Below are 19,554 nucleotides of genomic sequence, written 5' to 3' on the forward strand. Positions count from 1 at the left end.
TTTTAGTTTGTTTGTCCGATTTGATTAACAACCCATTTCAAAATTTAAGAGGGTTTTACTAAAAATGTGTGGACTAACTGGTTTTTTTGATACTGCTCAGCAAATGCCTATTCATAATATGGTGTCTGTTGTCCAGAACATGAGCGATACTCTGGCTCATCGAGGCCCTGACGATCGCGGTATTTGGACAGATGCCGAAAAAGGGATTGCTTTGGGTCATCGACGATTAGCAATTCTCGACCTTTCGCCAGAGGGACATCAACCGATGTTATCTGCGGATGGTCGCTATGTTATTGCATTTAATGGCGAGATTTATAACTTTTTGGAATTAAGAAATCAGCTTCAACCGTTAGGACACCACTTTCGAGGTTATTCCGATACTGAGATTATGCTGGCTAGCTTTAGCGAATGGGGTGTAGAGCGATCGCTCAAACGCTTTAACGGGATGTTTGCTTTTGCCTTGTGGGATCGCTGGGAACGGGTTTTGTATTTGGGACGCGATCGCTTAGGTGAAAAACCCCTCTATTACGGCTTTCTCGGTCGAACTTTGGTATTCGGTTCGGAATTAAAAGCCCTGAAAGCTTACCCTAATTTTCCTACGGAAATCAACCGCGATGCTTTGCTCCTACTGCTCCAGTTTAGTTACATTCCAGCCCCCTATTCGATCTATCAAAACATTTACAAATTACCTCCGGGAACTTTTCTCACCTGTAGTGGGAGAAATTTCCCTTCCCAACCAGTGCCTTATTGGTCTGCCCGAACTGCGGCGGAACTAGGCGTTGCTAATCCCTTAATCGGTTCGGAAGCAGAAATTGAGGAACAGTTCGAGGCGTTATTAAAAGATGCCGTCAAGTTACGGATGTTAGCAGACGTACCTCTGGGCGCTTTTCTCTCTGGTGGTATTGATTCTTCTACAGTAGTTGCTTTGATGCAAGCGCAAAGCAGCCAACCTGTGAAAACATTTACGATCGGTTTTCACGAACAGGCATATAACGAAGCCTATTATGCCCAACAGGTAGCTCAACACTTGGGAACCAACCATACAGAACTTTATGTAACCCCAAAAGAAACACTGGCTGTGATTCCCAAGTTGCCCAGTCTTTACGATGAACCTTTTGCCGACCCTTCCCAGATTCCCACTTATCTATTGTCGCAACTCACCAGAGAATATGTCACAGTCAGTCTTTCCGGCGATGGTGGTGATGAACTTTTTGCTGGATACGATGCTTATTTCTGGTGTCGCCGCCTTTGGCAAACAGTTGGCTGGATACCTCCTGCGTTGCGTCAAATTGCTGCTAGTGGTTTAGTGAGCGTATCACCTCAAACTTGGAATTGGCTGTTTGAGCGTATTAATCCCCTACTACCTACTAAAGTCAGATTTTCTCATTCTGGTTATCGTTTACACAGGTTGGCTGAAGCTTTAGCATCTCCCGATACGGAAACCATGTATGTGAATCTGGCTTCCCGTTGGAAAGATGCCAAAACTACAGTTATCGGTACTTCAGATCCGGTAACGACTTTGAGCGATCGCCAGTCTTGGGCGCAGCTTCCTGATTTCACCCAGCGCATGATGTACCTCGATCTGGTGAGCTATCTACCGGACGACATTCTCGTTAAACTCGATCGCGCCAGTATGGGGGTGAGTCTGGAAGGTCGGATTCCGTTGTTAGATCATCGGGTAATTGAATTCGCGTGGCGCGTACCCTTATCGATGAAAATTCGAGGCACTCAGAGTAAGTGGTTGTTGCGCCAAATTTTGTATAAATACGTGCCAAAAAATCTGGTTGAGCGTCCTAAGTCAGGGTTTGGCATTCCGATCGATCGGTGGTTGCGAGAACCGTTACGCGACTGGGCAGAGGCATTGTTAGACGAACAACGGTTGCGACAGGAAGGATTTTTTCATCCGCAAGCGATTCGTCAAAAGTGGACAGAGCATCTTTCAGGCTCTCGTGACTGGCAATATTCATTGTGGAATGTATTGATGTTCCAAGCTTGGTTATCTGAGCAAAAGTATTTAGACATTTACCCAAAATATCCTGGAAGTCTTGTTTAGATTTTTCACAAAAAATAGGTTATTTAGTTATGAAAATTTTACATATTTGTGCCCTTAGCGTAACTGCTGAAGGACTTTTAAAACCTCAAATAGACTATTTCCTATCTCGGAACATATCGGTGGAAATAGCCTGTTCTCCTGGGGTGGAAGCGGAGCGCCTCCAACAACAAGGTTATGTGATTCATCCGATCCAAATTGACCGTCGAATTTCATTGTTGCCCAATCTCAAAAGTATTTTAAATCTAGTAAAATTAATGTGGCGGGAACAGTACGATCTTGTTCACGTTCATACTCCAATTGCTGCGGTATTAGGCCGTGTTGCTGCTAAATTAGCTGGGGTACAACGGATTGTTTATACGGCTCATGGTTTTCCGTTTTACGAACAATCTCCCCCCCTAGAGTATGCCATTTATTTTCATATTGAAAAATTTGCGGCTTTATTCACTGACCTAATCCTGACACAAAATTACGAAGATGTTGCCACCGCTAAACAAAAGGGTCTTTGTTCACCAGAAAAAATTGCTTATTTGGGAAATGGGATAGATATCGATCGATTCAAGCGCGATCGCCTCTTTCCCACTAATCAAAAACAATTACGGGACTCCTTAAATATTCCGACAACTGCTAATGTTATCGTCGGTACCGTTGGACGTTTAACTCGGAAAAAAGGGAGTGCCTACTTAATTGAAGCAGCTGCCTCTTTACTGCCGCAGTTTCCTAATTTACATATTTTGATTATTGGCCCCCAACTAAGCAGCGATCCAGAGCCTTTTCAAACCGAGTTAGTTGATAACATTCATAACTTAGGTCTTGAAGATCGCGTTACCCTGACAGGTCAGCGTCAAGATATAGCAGAATTGTTGGGACTTTTAGATATTTTTGTATTGCCAACTTTCCATAATGAAGGACTTCCTCGCTCAATTCTCGAAGCGATGGCGATGAATTTACCCGTTGTTGCTACAGATGTTCGCGGATGCCGAGAAGCCGTTATTAATGGGAAGACAGGTCTGATTGTTCCCTCTCAAAATAGCGAAAAATTAGCCGAAGCTTTAGCCAAATTACTTTCAAATGCCGACTTGAGAAAAGCTTACGGACTAGCGGGAAGACAAAGAGTAGAAACTGAATATGACGAGCGATTTGTCTTCCAAAGACTTGAAGAATACTACCATAAATTAGGTATTAATTTTTTAGATTATTACCCAGCAGTAAATCCAATTTAGTTCCCTATTTTTAAATTTATTCCTTAAGGAGAAGCAAATGATAACGGAGATTTGGACAGAAGAAAAGTGGCAAGAGTTGGAAAAAACTTATCTGAAAAAACGACCAGGACTTCGCGTAAATCTGGTGTTTAAACGTTTATTAGATTTGGCGATCGCCAGCCTGGGTATCATAATTTTACTTCCAGTTTTGGCTTTAATTGCCTTAGCAATCCGCCTAAGTTCCCCAGGACCAATTTTATTTCGGCAACAAAGGTTGGGTAAGCTAACAAAACCTTTTGAAATTTATAAATTTCGGACTATGATTGATGGTGCGATCTATCAAGGTGCAGGAATTCATACTTTTAAAGGCGATCCTCGTGTCACTCCCGTCGGTCGATTCTTGCGCGAATATCACCTTGATGAATTACCGCAACTCTTCAATGTTTTACGGGGTGAAATGAGTTTAGTTGGGCCGCGACCGCTGTTAGTTCAGTGTTTACCAACTTACACCGATTTGCACAAACAACGCTTCTTAGTTCACCCAGGTATTACAGCTTGGGAGGCAGTAGAAGGAGGTCTACTCAACACTTTAGAAGAACGGTTAGATCTCGATGTTTGGTATGTCAATCATTGGAATTTTTGGTGGGATTTAGTGATTATTTCACGGACAATTCCCGTAGTTCTTACTAAAGAAGGAGCCTATGCTAAAGATGATTTGCCCGCTACCAGGGAATAGCTAGAATAAATTAATTTTATTAATCATCTAATCATCTACTTCTTATTTACGTTGATGCGATTTTTCTGAATTTAATTGAGGATTGTTATATGGCGATCGCAGTGATTCATCAACCTCAATATTTACCTTATTTGGGTTTTTTCCATAAACTAAACCAAGGTGATATTTTTGTAGTGATGGATAGCGTGCAATTTATGCGGCGCGGTATTCAACACCGGAACAAAATTAAAACCAACAAAGGTGAACAATGGTTAACAGTTCCCGTATTCCATCAATCTTCTAGAGAAGAAGAGTATATCAAATCAGTGCAAATTGACTCGGAACTTCCGTGGGCAAGAAAGCATTGGAAAACATTGCTTACCAACTACTCCCCGGCTCCTTATTTTGATAATTACGCCTGGGAAATTCAAGAATTACTGGAAAAAGAATGGCATTATCTCTGTGAACTTAATATGGTTTTAATTCAATGGATTATGGAGGTTTTAGGCATTAAAAAGCAGATTGTTTATTTGTCGGAATTAGGAGTAGAAGGAACTAAAAGCGACCTTTTGATCGATGCTTGTAAAGCAGTAGGCGCAGATACTTATTTATCTGGTTCTGGTGGTAAAGGATATATGGATTTATCACTTTTTGAAGGTGCTGGAATCAATGTAATTTGGCAAGAGTTTAACTCACCATCCTACAATCAACTATTTCCAGAATTGGGGTTTTTACCTAACCTATCCATTCTCGATACTTTATTCTGTTGTGGCCCAGAAACCAGGAAATTTTTAGAAGTGAATTAAGTGAGTCAAGTTATGAACAAGAAAATTTTAATAATAGCGCCTCATCCTGATGATGAAGTGCTTGGAGTTGGGGGAACAATGGCTCGTTTTGCTGCCGAAGGTGCGGAAGTTTATGTAGTCGTCGCCACTAAAGGTTATCCACCTGATTTCCCAGAAGAACTTTCTCAAATTGTTCGCGAACAAGCCTTAGTTGCTCATCAATTACTTGGTGTGAAAGAAACCCAATTTTTGCCTCTACCTGCGGCAAATTTAGACAGCGTTCCTTACCGAGAGATCAATCATAAATTGCTGGAAGTTTTTCGCAACATTCAGCCAGAAATTCTTTATATTCCTTTCAATGGCGATCTTCATGTAGACCATCAAAGAATTTTCTTATCAGCTTTAGTGGCGGCGCGACCCAATGGGATAAATGCACCAAGAAAAATTTATGCTTACGAAACTCTTTCAGAAACTAATTGGAATGCTCCTTATTTAACTCCTAATTTTGTTCCGAATGTTTTTGTAGATATTTCCAGTTATTTAGAAATGAAAATTCAAGCGATGGAAATCTATGCTTCTCAAATTAAACCTTTTCCTCACGAGCGATCGCCAGAAACTTTAAGAGCTTTGGCAACGTTACGAGGAAGTACAGTAGGACGTTTTGCTGCGGAGGCGTTTGTTCTGGTGCGAGAAATTATTTAAAAGGATGGAAATGATGTTGTCAGAATTTATTTCGCCTCTCGATCCAAAATGGAAACGTTTCTTAGAATTTGCTTGGCACGATTTTTACCATCTACCAGAGTACGTTTCTTTATCAGCAAAATATGAACAAAGTCAGCCTATTGCCTTTTATGGAGAGGCAGATGAAGCTAAATTTTTGGTTCCTTTATTAACTCGAAAAATTCCCGAAAACCTGGAAGCGCCTGATAATTGGTACGATGCGACTACTCCTTATGGCTATCCCACACCGCTGTTAATTCCTCCTGATAATACATCGAGTTTAGAGATTTTTCTCAAGTCTTTTAAAGAGATGGGAGCGGCATCTGGAATGATTAGTGCGTTCTTCCGTTTACATCCTTTACTGTCACCAAATTTCGATGTGTTAGCTAAATTTGGAACTGTTATTAAACATGGTCAAACTGTATATATCGATTTGTCTTTATCGATTGAAGAAATGTGGTCGCAAACTAGAAAAGATCACAGGAAAGATATTAACAAGTTGACCAAATTGGGTTTTCAAGCCCTGATTGATGATTGGAGCTTTTTTGACAAATTTATTGCCATCTATCGGGCAAATATGCAGCGGGTATCAGCTAGCGAGTTTTACTTCTTTGACGAAAGTTATTTTGTGGAGTTGCGTTCTATTCTTGGCGATCGCCTTCATCTTTGCACTATCTTATCCTCAGAAGGAGAAGTTGCTTCCAGTTTATTGTTTACGGCAATTAATGGCATTGTACAAACCTACCTTTCAGGAACATTTGACAAATATCTTTCTCTAGCACCCTCTAAATTAGAAATTGATGCGGTGCGACGTTGGGCTAAAGAAAATGGAAATCGATTTTTTCATTTAGGTGGAGGAGTGGGTGCCCGTGCTGATTCTTTGTTTAAATTTAAATCTGGTTTTTCTGATTTAAGATCTGATTTTTCTACATATAGAATGATTCTCGCTCCAGAAAAATATACAAACCTTATTCAAGCTTGGGAGGAAAAATATGGAGATCGCAATGATTGTGAAAAAGACTTTTTCCCGCTTTATCGACTCTCAAGGTAACGCTCTGATTCAAAAGTAAATAACTTCCGATCTCCTGCGGATAATTAGGCGACGATCCTAATTTATTTTGCTAGGTCTTCAAAGTTTTGCAATGAGGATAATCAACCAATAATAAATGGAGAAACAAACCATGAAAGCCAATAATTCTTTATTTAACAATTTTGGGTTTTTGTTGCCTAAATTTTTACGGGAAGATTACTCACCGTACAAATGCAATGTCTCTGCTAACCGAGAAAATTATAATTTTCGGGCGCGACGGATACATTGGCAAAATATGATTAAGACTTGGGTTAACACAGGCAAAAATCCCTTTCTAAAGCCTGTAGAATGCAACAATTGTCTATTCGATACGCGGATACCGAACATATACATTGGCTCTGATGGTCTTTGTAATATGTGCATGACTTACAAAAAGAATTTCAAGTTAGAAACTCTCCAAAGCGAACTGGAAACATTTGTTAATACTCCACGAGAGAGAGGAGTAAATATAGATGCAGTAGTAGCATTTTCTGGAGGTAAAGACAGCGCGGCGGCTCTTTATTGGGCGAAAAAGAAATTGCATTTAGAAGTAGTTGCTGTCTTAGTACAAAATGGGTTTATTCCCGAACAAGTTATCAACAATGGTCGAGAGTTGTGTGACAAATTAGGTGTAGAACTCGTTGTTTTAAACATAGAGCTTGCACCTTTTGTAAAAGATATGATGGATAAAAATTTTACCAATGGCTATCCATGTTATAAATGTGGGGAAATGTTCCACAAGGAAATTCAGGAATACTGTGGAAAACAGAGGATTAATCGGGTGATTTTAGGACGGAACTGGTGGCGTTGGATTGAGCCGGAAGTTCGTTCTGTACGGTGGGTAAAAGATGAAGCATCTGAACTAAATTTACAATTCTTTTCCCTACCATTTGCTTTGCAGTTAACGGAAAAGGATGTGTATAAAATGCTGGATGATATCGGTTGGAAGACGGTAAAAATCCACGGAAATAGTACTAACTGTGTCATTCCAGGGTTAATAGAATATCCTATATACCAAAGATTAGGTTATCACCCAGAGCTAAATTTACTCTCCAGGGAAGTAATCTCAGGTTTTCTCGATAAAGAGGAGGCAAAGTCACAACTTGCAGATATCAAAGATAATACGGATATTCTGCAAAAAATGGTTAACAAAAAGCTTCAGGAAACTCAAAGTGGCCTGGGCAAACAAGGATAGATAAAACTGTCAGCAACAACAGATAATTCTGTTGTTGCTTGAATTTTTTTGATGAAAAGGCTTGAAACTACTTGATGACAAAATTATTTGTGAGGTTTTACTATGATCGGTATCAAAAAAACTTCCAACAATAAAGAAGTTTATTTAACTCAAGAATTTGCGCGTTGGGCCTATGGGAACGGTTTATTGCCTGAAGAAAAATACTTGATTGCCAACTATCTAGATCGGAATAAAAAAACATTGGAGGCTGGTACAGGAGGAGGAAGAATGTTGTTAGAAATGAGCAATTTAGGTTTTACTTCTCTTTATGGTTTTGATTACTTACCCGAATTTATTGAGGTGGCAAAACAGAGAGATGTAGATGGCAATATTAATTTTCAGGTTCAAGATGCCACCCAATTAAGTTATGAAGATTGTAGCTTTGAGCAAGTCTTGTATTTAGGTCAAATGATTTCTTCCATAGATGATGAACTGGGAAGGTTAAAAGCTTTAAAGGAAGCTTTCCGCATTCTTAAAGTCGGGGGAACAGCTTTATTTTCATTTCTCAGTTTTGATGCCAGAATCAGTAATGCTTTATACCGCCCTTATGTGGAGTATATTCGCTTATTGAGAAAGCTACGAGGATCAAATCTTTCAATTCAATATCTTCCTTGGCTGAAGTTTGAGAAACGACCAAACTTGGCAGCACTGTTTGATGAAGGAGCTCATGTTTATTGGTACAAGTTTCAAGAAGCTTATCAGCTTTTAAGAGATGTGAATTTCCATGTAGTTGCTTATGGTTCTCGTTACCAACTCAGCCAAGATAGAATTCACGAATTTCCTGCATCATTAGCTAACGAACCTATTAGTGGGATGCTATACTTTGTTTGTAGAAAATGAGTTGATAATTTCTCAAAGTGGCTAAACCAATTCTTTTGTCAACGCCGCATATAGGCGATCGCGAATTAGAATTTGTCCAAGAGGCATTTGATACCAATTGGATCGCTCCTGTTGGCCCTCATGTTGATGCTTTCGAGCAAGAGTTCTGTGAGGTAGTGGGTGCTTCTCATGCGGCGGCGTTGAGTTCTGGTACTGCTGCTTTGCATTTAGCTTTACAATTAACAGGTATTCAAAGGGGAGATGAAGTTTTTTGCTCGACTCTCACTTTTATTGCTAGTGCTAGTCCGATTACTTATTTGGGTGCAAAACCTGTTTTTATTGATAGCGATCGGACCACCTGGAACATGAATCCCGAATTATTGCGGGAAACCTTAGATAAAAAAGCGAAAATTGGCAAACTACCAAAAGCCGTTATTCTCGTACATTTATATGGACAAAGTGCCGATATCAATCCTATTCTAGAAGCTTGTAATCATTATGAAATTCCTTTAATTGAAGACGCAGCCGAATCCCTTGGTGCTACTTATAAAGGCAAATCCCCTGGTACTTTTGGTAGAATTGGTATTTTCTCATTTAATGGTAATAAAATTATCACCACTTCTGGTGGCGGAATGCTCGTTTCTGAAGATCCAAAAATAGTAGAAAAAGCTCGGTTTTTAGCTACTCAAGCTCGCGATCAAGCTCCCCATTATCAACATACAGAAATAGGTTATAATTATCGCTTAAGTAATGTTTTAGCAGGAATTGGTCGCGGACAATTGCGCGTTTTAGAAGATAGAGTAAACGCGAGAAGAAATAACTTTGCAGTTTACCAACAAGCTTTAGGCAACTTACCTGGAATTGAATTTATGCCAGAAGCAGAATTTGGACGTTCTACTCGTTGGCTAACTTGTTTAACTATCAATCCTGAAGCTTTCGGTGCAGATAGAGAACAAGTTCGATTAACACTTTCCAAAGAGCAAATAGAAGCCCGTCCAGTTTGGAAACCTTTGCATTTACAACCTGTATTTTCTGGTTGTGAATATTTTGGCGGTACCGTAGCCGAAGAATTATTTAATCATGGACTTTGTTTACCTTCTGGTTCTAATTTAACCAGGGAAGATTTAGACAGAGTGAGTAAAGTAATATTAGAAATACATCAACAGGTAAAACATTAAAAAATGAAGTTAAAAGTACGTTGTTGCGCTTCAGCGCGATAGTTGCCGCTGAAGCGCAACAACGTACCTAATTATCTAATTGTTCCTCTAGTTACTCCTAATTGATTTTGTAATTGTAACTCTCGCCAAAGTTGAGAACCTTTAATTTCTCCTTGCAATAATTGACGGTAAAGGGAAATGATATGACTTACTTGTTCAGGAGTTTCATTGACAAATTCCATGCGGAAATTTCTTAATCCTAACTCAATTAAACGTTGCACATATTCCGCCCCAGTTTGCGCCTTGCCATTAAATACAGTATTGCGGCAACCTGCATCAGCTTGTAAAATGTGTTCCGTTCCTACTCTGTCCCGCAATTTCACTTCATACTTTTCACAAGGACGATCGCAATTAGTATAATCAGTTCCCTCGGAAAGAAAAGCACAAAAAACACAATGTTCCATGTGAAACATTGGCATATATTGATGAATTGTCACCTCAAACCAATCAGTTGGACAACTAGTGATTAAATCTTCCAATTGGGAAATGTTTAAATCATAAGAAGCAGTTAACCTGGCTAAATTATACCGATTTTTCAAGTAATCAGCAGTTAAACCATTGGCAACATTTAAAGAGAAATCACCAATACAAACCTGTTCAGCAAAAAACTCTAATTGGTCGTAATTTCGCACCAAATAACCATCAGCTTCACTGGCGCGAACTTGCTGCAAAATCCAATTTTCTCCCGGTTTAGTGATTCTTGGCGGTGCAACAAAAATCTTGGGGGATTGGGGACTGGGGATTGGGGATTGGAGATTGGGAAATTTTCTGACAATTTTTACTGCTGTTTGATAGTTTTTGGGGTTTTCAAATTCGCAGTATATTGTAGTAATGCCCGATTCTAATGCTGCTTGTAATTGTTCGATATTGCGGACTAAAACGATTAGGTTGGAATTGGTTAAAGATGAAGGTTTTTTGGTTGGTAATAACTCGGAAAGTTTAGCATTTGAGTTTAATTGCCAGCGTTTTGGTTGTTGGCGTAATTCTTCTAATTGAGTGACAATTTCTCGGCGTAAACGGTTTAACTCACTTACGGGTAACATCAATTCACCAGTCAGATGATTAGTCAAATTTCCCAAGGAAAAAGGTGTATTGCCTAATCTGCCTAATTGTTCCTTTAACCGTTCAGTTGTTAAAGGTTTGGTATGTGCTTCTACTAAGTTAATGGCAGATTCTACTTGGACAATGTTGCCTAATTCATCTGTGGCAATGACAATTAAAGATTGATTGAGTTCGCCATGAATTTCTAAGTTCAATGGGCGCTGAAATTGTGGGTTTTCGCCGCTAAAGGTTTGGCGGATTTGTTTATCTAATTCGGGATCGGAGGTTTTCCAAAGTTTGTCACCAACTTGAATGCGGCGAAAGTTAATGTCACGTTTGCCAAAGGTTAAAATTGTCTCTTTTCCCTTAGTTTCAACGGCATAAATTCTCCCGCCTTCTTCCTGTTTTTCGGGATGTCCGTTATCAAAAACTACACCATCTCCGGGTTTAATTGGTGCTTGCAATTTGATGGATATTTTATCTTGAGAAATTCGGGTTACTTCGCCTAAGTAAACTCCTCGCTTTTTGCCGAAACGGGCGTGGACTAATTCTTGGTTGTTAATTCCCTCGAACCAACCTGTGTAAAGTCCGCGAGAAAATGCCATTTCTAGGTTGTAGCGATCGCTAGAATCTCCTACCTTATTTATATTAGTTTTTTGGTCTTGCTTCATAACATTTTGATCCCCCCTAACCCCCCTTAATAAGGGGGGGACAAGATTTAAATTTTCGCTCTTCAAAGTCCCCCTTACTAAGGGGGATTTAGGGGGATCTAATTCACTATTCAAAGTCCCCCTTACTAAGGGGGATTTAGGGGGATCTAATTCGGTGATGATGCGATCTAATGCTTGGCGATAAACGCGAGTGACGTTGGCGACATATTCGGGGGCTTTCAATCTCCCTTCGATTTTTAAACTAGTTACTCCCGCTTTTACTAATTCGGGAAGTACATCTAATCCGGCTAAATCTTGGGGACTTAATAGGTATTTTTTATCGCCTAAATCTACCAATTTACCATCAGCAATTAATTCGTAAGGCATTCGACAAGCTTGGGCGCATTCTCCCCGATTTGCGGAACGTCCTCCTAATGCTTCGCTAGTCAAACATTGACCGGAATAAGCTACACATAAAGCGCCATGTACGAAAACTTCTAAGGGGAGGGAAGTTTGTTTTTCTTGAAGTTGTTTTTGGATTTTTTCAATTTCTTGAATCGAACATTCACGGGCGAGGACAACTAATTCGCAACCCAAGTTTTTGGCAAACTCTATTCCCGCTGTACTGGTAATAGTCATTTGGGTGGAAGCATGGATGGGAAAGTCTGGGGAAAGGTGGCGAATTAAACGGCAAATTCCGATGTCTTGAACGATGACTGCATCGACTCCAGCCGCAATTATTGTGCGAAGATATTGTTCGGCTTGGGTTAATTCTTGGGGAAAGATTAGGGTGTTGAGGGTGACGTAACCTTTGACTCCTCGTAGGTGCAAATATGCCATTAATTTTGGCAATTCCGCTGTGGTGATGTTTTGCGCCCGCATTCTGGCGTTAAATTGTTCTAAGCCAAAATAAATGGCATCTGCGCCATTTTCAACCGCTGCTTTGGCGCATTCCCAATTACCTGCGGGAGAGAGTAGTTCGGGGATTTTAATGTTGGGTGTGGTGGGTTGGGTGGGGGGTTTGCGATCGGCTTTCATTGCGGAATATCTTAGGTAATGGGTGAAGGCTCTAACTGTTATAACCTTTATAAAAGGTTAGCATTTCTTCTATACTGTAAGGAGGATTACGTCTGTGAATCATTGCATGGCAGTTAGGGCATACAGGACGTAAATCATTGATTGGATCTACTTCATATTTTTCTTTGATCTCTGATAAAGGTTTTAAATGATGTACCTGCATAAAACCTTTGCCAACTGCACCATAAATTTTTTCAAAGTTAAATCCGCAAATGCAACAATTTAAACCATGATGATCTAGGCATTTCTTACGTGCTTTATCATTACGTTCATAGCTATTAACCCAAATTTGAGTAGTAGCTCCTTCATAATATTTGTTATTTTCTGTGACTTCTTCTGCCCAAATATACAGATTTTTTGTATCATTACCATAATATATATTATCCTTACTTGCGTTTAATAATCCAAAGTTGTTAAGATATTCTGATATTGATATTTTTGTTTTATTTTCTCCCGATTTACATAAGTAAAAATAATTTGATTTCTCTTTTATGTTCAGCTTCCAACTTCCATCGGTTGCTGTACTACAGTCAAGTAATGACTCTAAATGTTTAGCAGGTAATACAAAAACTCTTTCCTCTGAACCGCATATAAATAAAATAAATAGCACTTTAGGGTCAAACTTTTTAAAGTCATTTTTAGGAATACTAAAAAAGTAATCTTTGTTTTTTAACAGTTTAGAATAACGAGGTAGGACAAAAGTTTTTTGACCGAATTGATAGAAAGAGCGAGTTCCTTTGAATTTTACACAATTTTTAGAAATCCGAGCTAGAACTTTTTTTTGGTATTCTTCTGATGTTGGGTTTCTCATAGCTGGATACACTTTGAGTTACTTAAATGCTTGTAGGATGCTTCAGAAGATGTTATGAATCTATATAATCAGGGTTTAGCACAAAATCCCCCTAAATGACTCGATTTCTTTACGATCAATTTGCCAAAGACTTTTTAAAAGAGTTATTAACCCCGCTTGGCGAAGTAGAAACCAGCCGCAACGTAGCGGGAGAAGTGCGAGAAATTGATGTTTGGTTCACGCCTCACCCAGCAGAAAGAAGGGGAAACGCCGAAGTATTAGGACTTTTAGGCAGATTTGCCAGCCAAGCGGCGATTTTTGAACCTTTCCGCAACGCTGTTACAGCCAGCCAAATTCGGGGATGTCTGAGTAAACTATTTGATATCCACGCCAATTTGCAACGTCAAGCTAACCGGGAAAACGATCGCATTGATGAAACTAACTTACCTTGGTTATGGATACTTTCTCCGACAGCCTCAACTTCTCTGTTAAATAGTTTCAAAGCGGAAACCGATTTGGATAACTGGCCCAGTGGTGTATATTTTTTAGGAGAAGGGTTGAAAAGTGGGATTGTAGTAATTCATCAATTACCCACTACAGAAGAAACCCTTTGGTTGAGAATGTTAGGTAAAGGAACAACACAAAAACAAGCTATTAGCGAAATAGCCAGACTTCCAGTAAATCACCCTTTGCGTTCTAATGTGTTTTTATTGCTGGCGAATTTGCAAGCAACATTACAAGTAAGTCAAAATATAGAGGAGAGCGATCGGGAGTTAGCAATGGAATTATCACCACTAGTTTTACAATGGGAAGAAGAAGCTTTACGAAGAGGACAGGAAAGCGGAATTCAGCAAGGAATTATCATCGAACGTCGCGCCAATATAGCAAATTTGTTGCGATTTCGATTTGGTTTAATCGATGAGCAACTTTCAGGAATCATTGAACCTTTGTTGGAGTTACCACCGGAAGAATTTACTATTTTATTACTGCAATTATCCCGTGAGGACTTGCTTGCTAGGTTTGGCAGATGAAATTATGGAATTATCACTACTGGTTTTAGGTTTATGAGTATTAAAGAACAAGCGATCGCGAAAATTCATCAAATGCCTGAATCTCTAGTTCAAGAAGTCAGTAATTTTATAGACTTCCTGTTGCTAAAGCGCAGCGAAGATCAATGGCAATTATGGCTTGAGTACATTGAATCTAAAAAAATTTCTGAATCAGATTTTTCTGATTATCTTGCTAATTTGGAAGATTATGAAAATCGCTTGGCTCGTGGAGAAATTCAGTGGTAACAATTACAAGAGGAGATGTAGTTCTTTGCGACTTAAATCCCGTTGTAGGAACAGAGCAAGCGGGAATTAGACCTGCTTTAGTTCTACAAATCGATCGCGCTAATGCTGTCAGTCCTCATACAATTATTGCACCATTTACCTCTCAAATTCGACGTGCTATCTTACCCTCTCATGTATTTGTTCCAGTTGGAACAGGGAGTCTAACTCAAGACTCTGTTCTGCTTTGCGAACAAATTCGAGTTATTGATAAATCCAGAATAATCAGAGTTATTGGACATTTGGATGATAATTATATGGAGGAAGTAGTGAAAGCTTTATCTACTATCCTTGGCTTACCGATTTCAAATAATGGCGAGAGTCAAGAATAGTTCTAAGCTACTATCAATTTCCGAATTTCATCAGCCATTTTCTGACTGGAATTATCAGCTGTAATAATTTCGATTTGCTCGGAATTTCCCGCACCTAAACCTAATTCTACTGCTCTTTTAATTTGTTCTAATTGCCAAACGGAACCGCGAGAAACTGCTTCGGTTGTGCCTAGATTTCGCAAAATCCCCACTGCAACTACATCAACGGCTACTCGATCGGTCCCTGCCAAAATCACCCCCGATTTAACTAATTTTCCTTTATCCGGCCCCCCATTGACAAGGGCTTCTACACCATCGAGTAAAACTAGTTTTGGTTGGTAAGCTTTGTTAATTTCTGCTATCATTAATCTTTGATGAGGAGAACTATGCAATTCGCTCATGTAATTGTAAGAATTGCCCGGAACATATTTGGCAACCATGCCGACAGTGTTCTTTAATGATAAGGTAAAATGACCGCCAAAACGATGGGTTTTTAAACAACAAGTATTAATAATTGCCCCGGAATTTAAAATCGGACGGGCAAAAGCAAATCCCTGTTTCCAATGGGTACCTTTGGCGGGGAAATTCTGCCAATCTGCGGCAGACATTTCATCAAAAACTATGGTTTTTAATCCATAGCGTTCTGCTAATTGAAATACGCCTTTTTGCTGCATTGCTGGGCGCGTTTCTGCCATCCCGGATCGATCGCCAATCGTAATCTGTTTCCCCCCTGCACTTTGTAACTCTTTCACCAAAGCTTCTAACATTTTCGTATCAGTAGCAGCCGGAGCAGGATCGGCTGTATTATAATTAGGTTTAACGAAAATTGTTTGCCCAGAAATTCCTTGAGGTTGCAGTAAATCTAAAGCTTTTAAAGTCCCAGCAACTCGATCTTCGCTGCGAACTAACACAACTTTACTGACATTTTGTTGAGTGGATTGGGCGATCGGACTATACTCAGTTGTGGGAGTAGCAAGTTGTTTCGGGGCGCTATTTTCGGCATTTGGGGAAGTAGTTGCACGACAAGCGACAGGTAACATTGACGCGCCTGCTGCTAACCCTGCAAAACGTAAAATTTGCCGTCTTTTGTACTTAGAAAAACGTTTGGAATTAGTCATGGTTTTTTTAGTGCGATCGAAAAAATCTGCCCTAAATCAGATTATAACCACCCATTCCTAATCCAACAATTACATCTGTGTTTATCTGTGTTTATCTGTGGATATCTGTGGTTAAAATCTTCTTAATTTTTCGGAAATAAAGTAGTATTAATTGTTACTCCCGGAGCCTGACTTAAAGCTTCTTGCATTACCCTTTCATCAGTGAATGTTTGCTGAAGCAACCTCCCCTCAAAAACTAAGTTTACCTGACTTTCGCAAAACGGCCAAGGAGACACAAATATTTCTAAAGGATGATTTTCTTTATTCTTTAAAGTTAACGTAATTTCCCCATTAGCAGTAGGTACATTTTCAACTATTTTCTCACCAGTGAACCCGTGACAAATAATTAAAGAAAGTGCATCCCAAACTGCTACTAATTTTTGATTACGTTTAATTACTTCTGGTGTAGTGTATGGTGCATGATAATTGTCGTTTTGCAATTTACTAATTACCTCTTCCTGAAAAGCATACTCATGTTTAAGGAAATTTAAGACTAATTCCTTTGTTTCCGGTGAATTTTCCCAACTGCGAAAACGTTCATATAAACGAGTACCATGTAGCGACACAAGTAATGCTACATATCTACCCAAAGGTAGTGCTAAATTTCGCGCATTTGACCAATTTTTTACATGATTTTTTGTGGCTAATTCTGAGAAAGAATGAGGATAACCTGTTTGCGGATTTAACGTTGGTAATTGTTCCCACATTAGCCAACCAATATCATGTTGTTCCGCAGCTAAACAAACTTCTTGATTGGGTGAAACTTCCCCAAATTCTTCATTTCCCCAAACTCTTGCTAATTGTCCCGAAATCCAAGCATGATGCGGTTGGGTAATACAAATTACTTCTTCTGGCGATGATAAACGCAGTAGCATAAATTACTCGATTTTGTACATATTAATATCCTACCGACTTTAGGGAAATTTGGTTCGTAGTAGGCGCTTTAGCGCGATTCCCACTTCAGTGGGAACAACGGACAGGGTTCGTAGTAGGCGCTTTAGCGCGATTTCCCACTGAAGTAGGAACAACGGACTAAATTGTTGTTTGTGCTTGGATGGCGGTGATTGCTACTGTGTTGACTATATCGGTGACTGTACAACCGCGACTTAAGTCATTTACGGGTTTTTTTAGACCTTGTAAAACTGGACCGATCGCTACTGCATTTGCCGATCGTTGTACCGCTTTATAAGTGTTATTTCCGGTGTTTAAATCGGGGAAAATAAAGACAGTTGCGTGTCCGGCAACTTCACTACCTGGAAGTTTAGTTTTCGCTACTGAACTGTCAATTGCTGCATCATATTGAATCGGTCCTTCTATTTTTAAATCGGGGCGTTTTTCCCTAGCAATACAAGTAGCTTGTTTGACTTTATCTACATCGGCTCCGTAACCAGAATCACCTGTAGAATAAGATAACATGGCGACAAAAGGTTCAATGCCAAAAGTTGTGGCTGTAGTGGCGGAACTAATGGCAATATCTGCTAATTGTTCGGGCGAAGGATTGGGATTTACAGCACAATCTCCGTATACTAAAACTTGGTCGGCTAAACACATTAAAAATACGCTAGAAACGATCGAGCAACCCGGAACAGTCCGAATAAATTCTAATGCAGGACGAATCGTATGGGCAGTTGTGTGAACAGCGCCAGATACCATGCCATCGGCGGCTCCTTTGTACACCATCATTGTGCCAAAATAACTAAAATCGTGCATGGCATCTCTGGCGAATTCTTCTGTTATTCCTTTGTGTTTTCGCAACTCCAAATAAGTGTGAGCGTAATCATCTTGCCATTCAGACTGTAAGGGATCGAGGATATTTACGGAATTTAAATTTAACCCTAAAAAGGAGATTTTCTCTCTAATTTCCTGTTCATGTCCTAATAGAGTAACATCGACAACGCGACGACGTAAGAGGATTTCTACGGCGCGTAAAATTCGTTCGTCTGCACCTTCGGGAAATACAATATGTTGCTTTTTCGCTTTTGCTCTTTCAATTAATTCATATTCAAACATTAACGGTGTTGTTCGACTAGAACGAGTTACAGAAATCCGTTTTTCTAGTTTGATTACATCCACATGGGATTCAAATAATCCCAAAGCAGAAGCGATTTTTCTTTGGTTATCTGGAGTGATTTCCGCATGAACTAAACTAACTAGTCTTGCGGTTTCGTAAGTATCAGTTTCTACGCAAAAAATTGGGGCGTTAAATTTGCGGAAACCTTGTAATAAACTCTTTACTTGGGGAGCCATATCTAGCCCACCAGTTAAGATCATTCCGGCAATTTTGGGATAATTTACTGAGAAGGTAGCAGCTAAACATCCTAATATTATATCAGCCCGATCGCCAGCAGTAATAATCAACCCACCTTCACGCAGATGATCGAGAAAATTGGGTAATTGCATTGCTGCTACTTTATAACTTAAAACTTCCCGATTTAGTTGATTTTCTGCCCCATGTACCAATTTGCCATTAATTGCTTGGGCAACTTCTCTAACTGTTGGTTTTCCTAGACTTTCTTTCTCTGGTAAAACAAACACTGGGTCTTCATAAGTCCAGAGATTTTCTAACTTTTGGGTAACAGTTTCTAACTGATCGGGAGCGACTAAATTGACCATTGTAGCGGCAATTGTACATCCTTCTTCTATGAAAGCTTCCCGTTCTGTGCGAACTGCATTCACTACTTCTTCGGGAGTTTTACCTTGCCCATTTGCCACAATTAAAATTGGGGCGGCTAAATGATTGGCTATTCTGGTATCGAAATTATCCACAAATGCCGGATCGATTTCAGTAGAATCAATCCCTTCACAGAGGATAAAATCACAAGTTTTCTCTAAACCTTTGTATTTTTCAATTACCTGTTTGATCAGTTCGTCGTAATGTCCATCAGCAACTAAATCTTGGGCTTGTTCATGTGTGATTCCGTACTGCGACTCGTAATCAATTTCGAGATGGTAACGCTGACGGATTAAGTTAATATCGTTATCTTGCTTTTGCCCAGCATGAATAACGGGACGAAAAAAACCGAGTTTACGGATACGCTTTGATAACAATTCCATCAGTCCCAGGAGGACAAGTGATTTACCACTGCCTGCTTCAATTGCTGCGATATATAAATTTTGGCTCATTTGGCTTTATTTAATAACTATCTTCTGATCTTTTTTAGTGGTTAGTCCCGATTCCCGATCGCAAATCCAGGTTTTTTCAGGAACCAGAAGGCATTTTATTAATTACCAGCCTGATAAAGTGTTGTCCAGCCAACAATTAGAGTAATCTTAGCACTTATTTAATCATTTAAGATCTCAATAAAAAATTCGGAATTTTGCTCCCCCTAAATCCCCCTTGTTAAGGGGGACTTTGAATTCGGTTCCCCCTTTGTTAATGGGGGTTA

General features: G+C 39.6%; 17 protein-coding genes. 12 read left to right on the top strand and 5 right to left on the bottom strand.

The window, feature by feature from the left end:
* Positions 1–64 precede the first annotated feature (64 nt).
* The 9 genes from asnB (at position 65) to ACE1B6_RS01165 (ending at position 9,772) form a co-directional block, all read left to right on the top strand.
* On the top strand, positions 65–2,053 hold the full coding sequence (gene asnB, locus ACE1B6_RS01125) for an asparagine synthase (glutamine-hydrolyzing) (protein WP_413255391.1): 1,989 nt from the start codon (positions 65–67) through the stop codon (positions 2,051–2,053).
* Between the two features lie 29 nt (positions 2,054–2,082).
* Positions 2,083–3,273 (top strand): glycosyltransferase family 4 protein, encoded by a 1,191-nt coding sequence (locus tag ACE1B6_RS01130; protein ID WP_413255392.1) that lies wholly within the window; start codon positions 2,083–2,085, stop codon positions 3,271–3,273.
* A gap of 37 nt (positions 3,274–3,310) precedes the next feature.
* On the top strand, positions 3,311–3,988 hold the full coding sequence (locus ACE1B6_RS01135; RefSeq protein ID WP_413255393.1) for a sugar transferase: 678 nt from the start codon (positions 3,311–3,313) through the stop codon (positions 3,986–3,988).
* Between the two features lie 89 nt (positions 3,989–4,077).
* Positions 4,078–4,773: a WbqC family protein gene (locus tag ACE1B6_RS01140; RefSeq protein WP_413255394.1), complete on the top strand. Its 696-nt coding sequence runs from the start codon at positions 4,078–4,080 to the stop codon at positions 4,771–4,773.
* Between the two features lie 12 nt (positions 4,774–4,785).
* The gene (locus ACE1B6_RS01145) at positions 4,786–5,454 is read left to right on the top strand and encodes a PIG-L deacetylase family protein (RefSeq protein ID WP_413255395.1); all 669 of its coding nucleotides are present in this window, start codon (positions 4,786–4,788) and stop codon (positions 5,452–5,454) included.
* Between the two features lie 4 nt (positions 5,455–5,458).
* Positions 5,459–6,523 carry a GNAT family N-acetyltransferase gene (locus ACE1B6_RS01150; RefSeq protein WP_413255396.1) on the top strand — a complete coding sequence of 355 codons (1,065 nt, stop codon included), beginning with the start codon at positions 5,459–5,461 and terminating at the stop codon, positions 6,521–6,523.
* A gap of 130 nt (positions 6,524–6,653) precedes the next feature.
* Positions 6,654–7,736 (top strand): 7-cyano-7-deazaguanine synthase, encoded by a 1,083-nt coding sequence (locus ACE1B6_RS01155; protein WP_413255397.1) that lies wholly within the window; start codon positions 6,654–6,656, stop codon positions 7,734–7,736.
* A 102-nt stretch (positions 7,737–7,838) separates the two neighbouring features.
* Positions 7,839–8,615 carry a class I SAM-dependent methyltransferase gene (locus ACE1B6_RS01160; RefSeq protein ID WP_413255398.1) on the top strand — a complete coding sequence of 259 codons (777 nt, stop codon included), beginning with the start codon at positions 7,839–7,841 and terminating at the stop codon, positions 8,613–8,615.
* A gap of 17 nt (positions 8,616–8,632) precedes the next feature.
* Positions 8,633–9,772 (top strand): DegT/DnrJ/EryC1/StrS family aminotransferase, encoded by a 1,140-nt coding sequence (locus ACE1B6_RS01165; RefSeq protein ID WP_413255399.1) that lies wholly within the window; start codon positions 8,633–8,635, stop codon positions 9,770–9,772.
* Positions 9,773–9,843: 71 nt separating this feature from the next.
* On the opposite strand, the gene ACE1B6_RS01170 is transcribed toward ACE1B6_RS01165, so the two are convergent.
* Together ACE1B6_RS01170 and ACE1B6_RS01175 are read right to left on the bottom strand one after the other, a co-directional pair.
* Positions 9,844–12,540, bottom strand: a complete 2,697-nt coding sequence (locus ACE1B6_RS01170) for a U32 family peptidase (protein ID WP_413255400.1) — start codon at positions 12,538–12,540, stop codon at positions 9,844–9,846.
* Positions 12,541–12,571: 31 nt separating this feature from the next.
* Positions 12,572–13,390 (bottom strand): HNH endonuclease, encoded by an 819-nt coding sequence (locus ACE1B6_RS01175; protein WP_413255401.1) that lies wholly within the window; start codon positions 13,388–13,390, stop codon positions 12,572–12,574.
* Between the two features lie 95 nt (positions 13,391–13,485).
* Between ACE1B6_RS01175 and ACE1B6_RS01180 the strand changes: the two genes are divergently transcribed.
* Genes ACE1B6_RS01180 through ACE1B6_RS01190 form a run of 3 tightly spaced genes read left to right on the top strand, consistent with a single transcriptional unit; the run spans position 13,486 to position 15,032 of the window.
* Positions 13,486–14,400, top strand: coding sequence for a hypothetical protein (locus ACE1B6_RS01180; RefSeq protein WP_413255402.1), 915 nt, complete (start codon positions 13,486–13,488; stop codon positions 14,398–14,400).
* A 33-nt stretch (positions 14,401–14,433) separates the two neighbouring features.
* On the top strand, positions 14,434–14,664 hold the full coding sequence (locus ACE1B6_RS01185) for a DUF2281 domain-containing protein (protein ID WP_413255403.1): 231 nt from the start codon (positions 14,434–14,436) through the stop codon (positions 14,662–14,664).
* Positions 14,658–15,032, top strand: coding sequence for a type II toxin-antitoxin system PemK/MazF family toxin (locus ACE1B6_RS01190; protein WP_413255404.1), 375 nt, complete (start codon positions 14,658–14,660; stop codon positions 15,030–15,032). The genes ACE1B6_RS01185 and ACE1B6_RS01190 overlap by 7 nt, the downstream gene beginning before the upstream one ends.
* 2 nt (positions 15,033–15,034) lie before the next feature.
* Here ACE1B6_RS01190 and ACE1B6_RS01195 read toward each other — a convergent pair whose 3' ends face one another.
* The 3 genes from ACE1B6_RS01195 to pta all read right to left on the bottom strand — a co-directional run bounded on the left by ACE1B6_RS01195 (position 15,035) and on the right by pta (position 19,291).
* A complete protein-coding gene (locus tag ACE1B6_RS01195; RefSeq protein WP_413255405.1) occupies positions 15,035–16,129 on the bottom strand; it encodes a DUF362 domain-containing protein in 1,095 nt (364 codons plus the stop codon).
* Between the two features lie 122 nt (positions 16,130–16,251).
* Positions 16,252–17,043 (bottom strand): DUF3891 family protein, encoded by a 792-nt coding sequence (locus tag ACE1B6_RS01200; protein ID WP_413255406.1) that lies wholly within the window; start codon positions 17,041–17,043, stop codon positions 16,252–16,254.
* Between the two features lie 157 nt (positions 17,044–17,200).
* Entirely contained in the window at positions 17,201–19,291 is a 2,091-nt protein-coding gene (gene pta / locus ACE1B6_RS01205; protein WP_413255407.1) for a phosphate acetyltransferase, read from the bottom strand.
* Positions 19,292–19,554: the final 263 nt, after the last annotated feature.

Source organism: Floridaenema fluviatile BLCC-F154 (assembly GCF_041929135.1).
Taxonomy (GTDB): Bacteria; Cyanobacteriota; Cyanobacteriia; order Cyanobacteriales; family Aerosakkonemataceae; genus Floridanema; species Floridanema fluviatile.

Bases quoted from the DNA above. Each gene is read 5' to 3' on its own strand.
- asnB (WP_413255391.1), top strand. From the start codon at position 65: ATGTGTGGACTAACTGGTTTTTTTGATACTGCTCAGCAAATGCCTATT.
- ACE1B6_RS01130 (WP_413255392.1), top strand. From the start codon at position 2,083: ATGAAAATTTTACATATTTGTGCCCTTAGCGTAACTGCTGAAGGACTT.
- ACE1B6_RS01135 (WP_413255393.1), top strand. From the start codon at position 3,311: ATGATAACGGAGATTTGGACAGAAGAAAAGTGGCAAGAGTTGGAAAAA.
- ACE1B6_RS01140 (WP_413255394.1), top strand. From the start codon at position 4,078: ATGGCGATCGCAGTGATTCATCAACCTCAATATTTACCTTATTTGGGT.
- ACE1B6_RS01145 (WP_413255395.1), top strand. From the start codon at position 4,786: ATGAACAAGAAAATTTTAATAATAGCGCCTCATCCTGATGATGAAGTG.
- ACE1B6_RS01150 (WP_413255396.1), top strand. From the start codon at position 5,459: ATGGAAATGATGTTGTCAGAATTTATTTCGCCTCTCGATCCAAAATGG.
- ACE1B6_RS01155 (WP_413255397.1), top strand. From the start codon at position 6,654: ATGAAAGCCAATAATTCTTTATTTAACAATTTTGGGTTTTTGTTGCCT.
- ACE1B6_RS01160 (WP_413255398.1), top strand. From the start codon at position 7,839: ATGATCGGTATCAAAAAAACTTCCAACAATAAAGAAGTTTATTTAACT.
- ACE1B6_RS01170 (WP_413255400.1), bottom strand. From the start codon at position 12,540: ATGAAAGCCGATCGCAAACCCCCCACCCAACCCACCACACCCAACATT.
- ACE1B6_RS01175 (WP_413255401.1), bottom strand. From the start codon at position 13,390: ATGAGAAACCCAACATCAGAAGAATACCAAAAAAAAGTTCTAGCTCGG.
- ACE1B6_RS01180 (WP_413255402.1), top strand. From the start codon at position 13,486: ATGACTCGATTTCTTTACGATCAATTTGCCAAAGACTTTTTAAAAGAG.
- ACE1B6_RS01185 (WP_413255403.1), top strand. From the start codon at position 14,434: ATGAGTATTAAAGAACAAGCGATCGCGAAAATTCATCAAATGCCTGAA.
- ACE1B6_RS01195 (WP_413255405.1), bottom strand. From the start codon at position 16,129: ATGACTAATTCCAAACGTTTTTCTAAGTACAAAAGACGGCAAATTTTA.
- ACE1B6_RS01200 (WP_413255406.1), bottom strand. From the start codon at position 17,043: ATGCTACTGCGTTTATCATCGCCAGAAGAAGTAATTTGTATTACCCAA.
- pta (WP_413255407.1), bottom strand. From the start codon at position 19,291: ATGAGCCAAAATTTATATATCGCAGCAATTGAAGCAGGCAGTGGTAAA.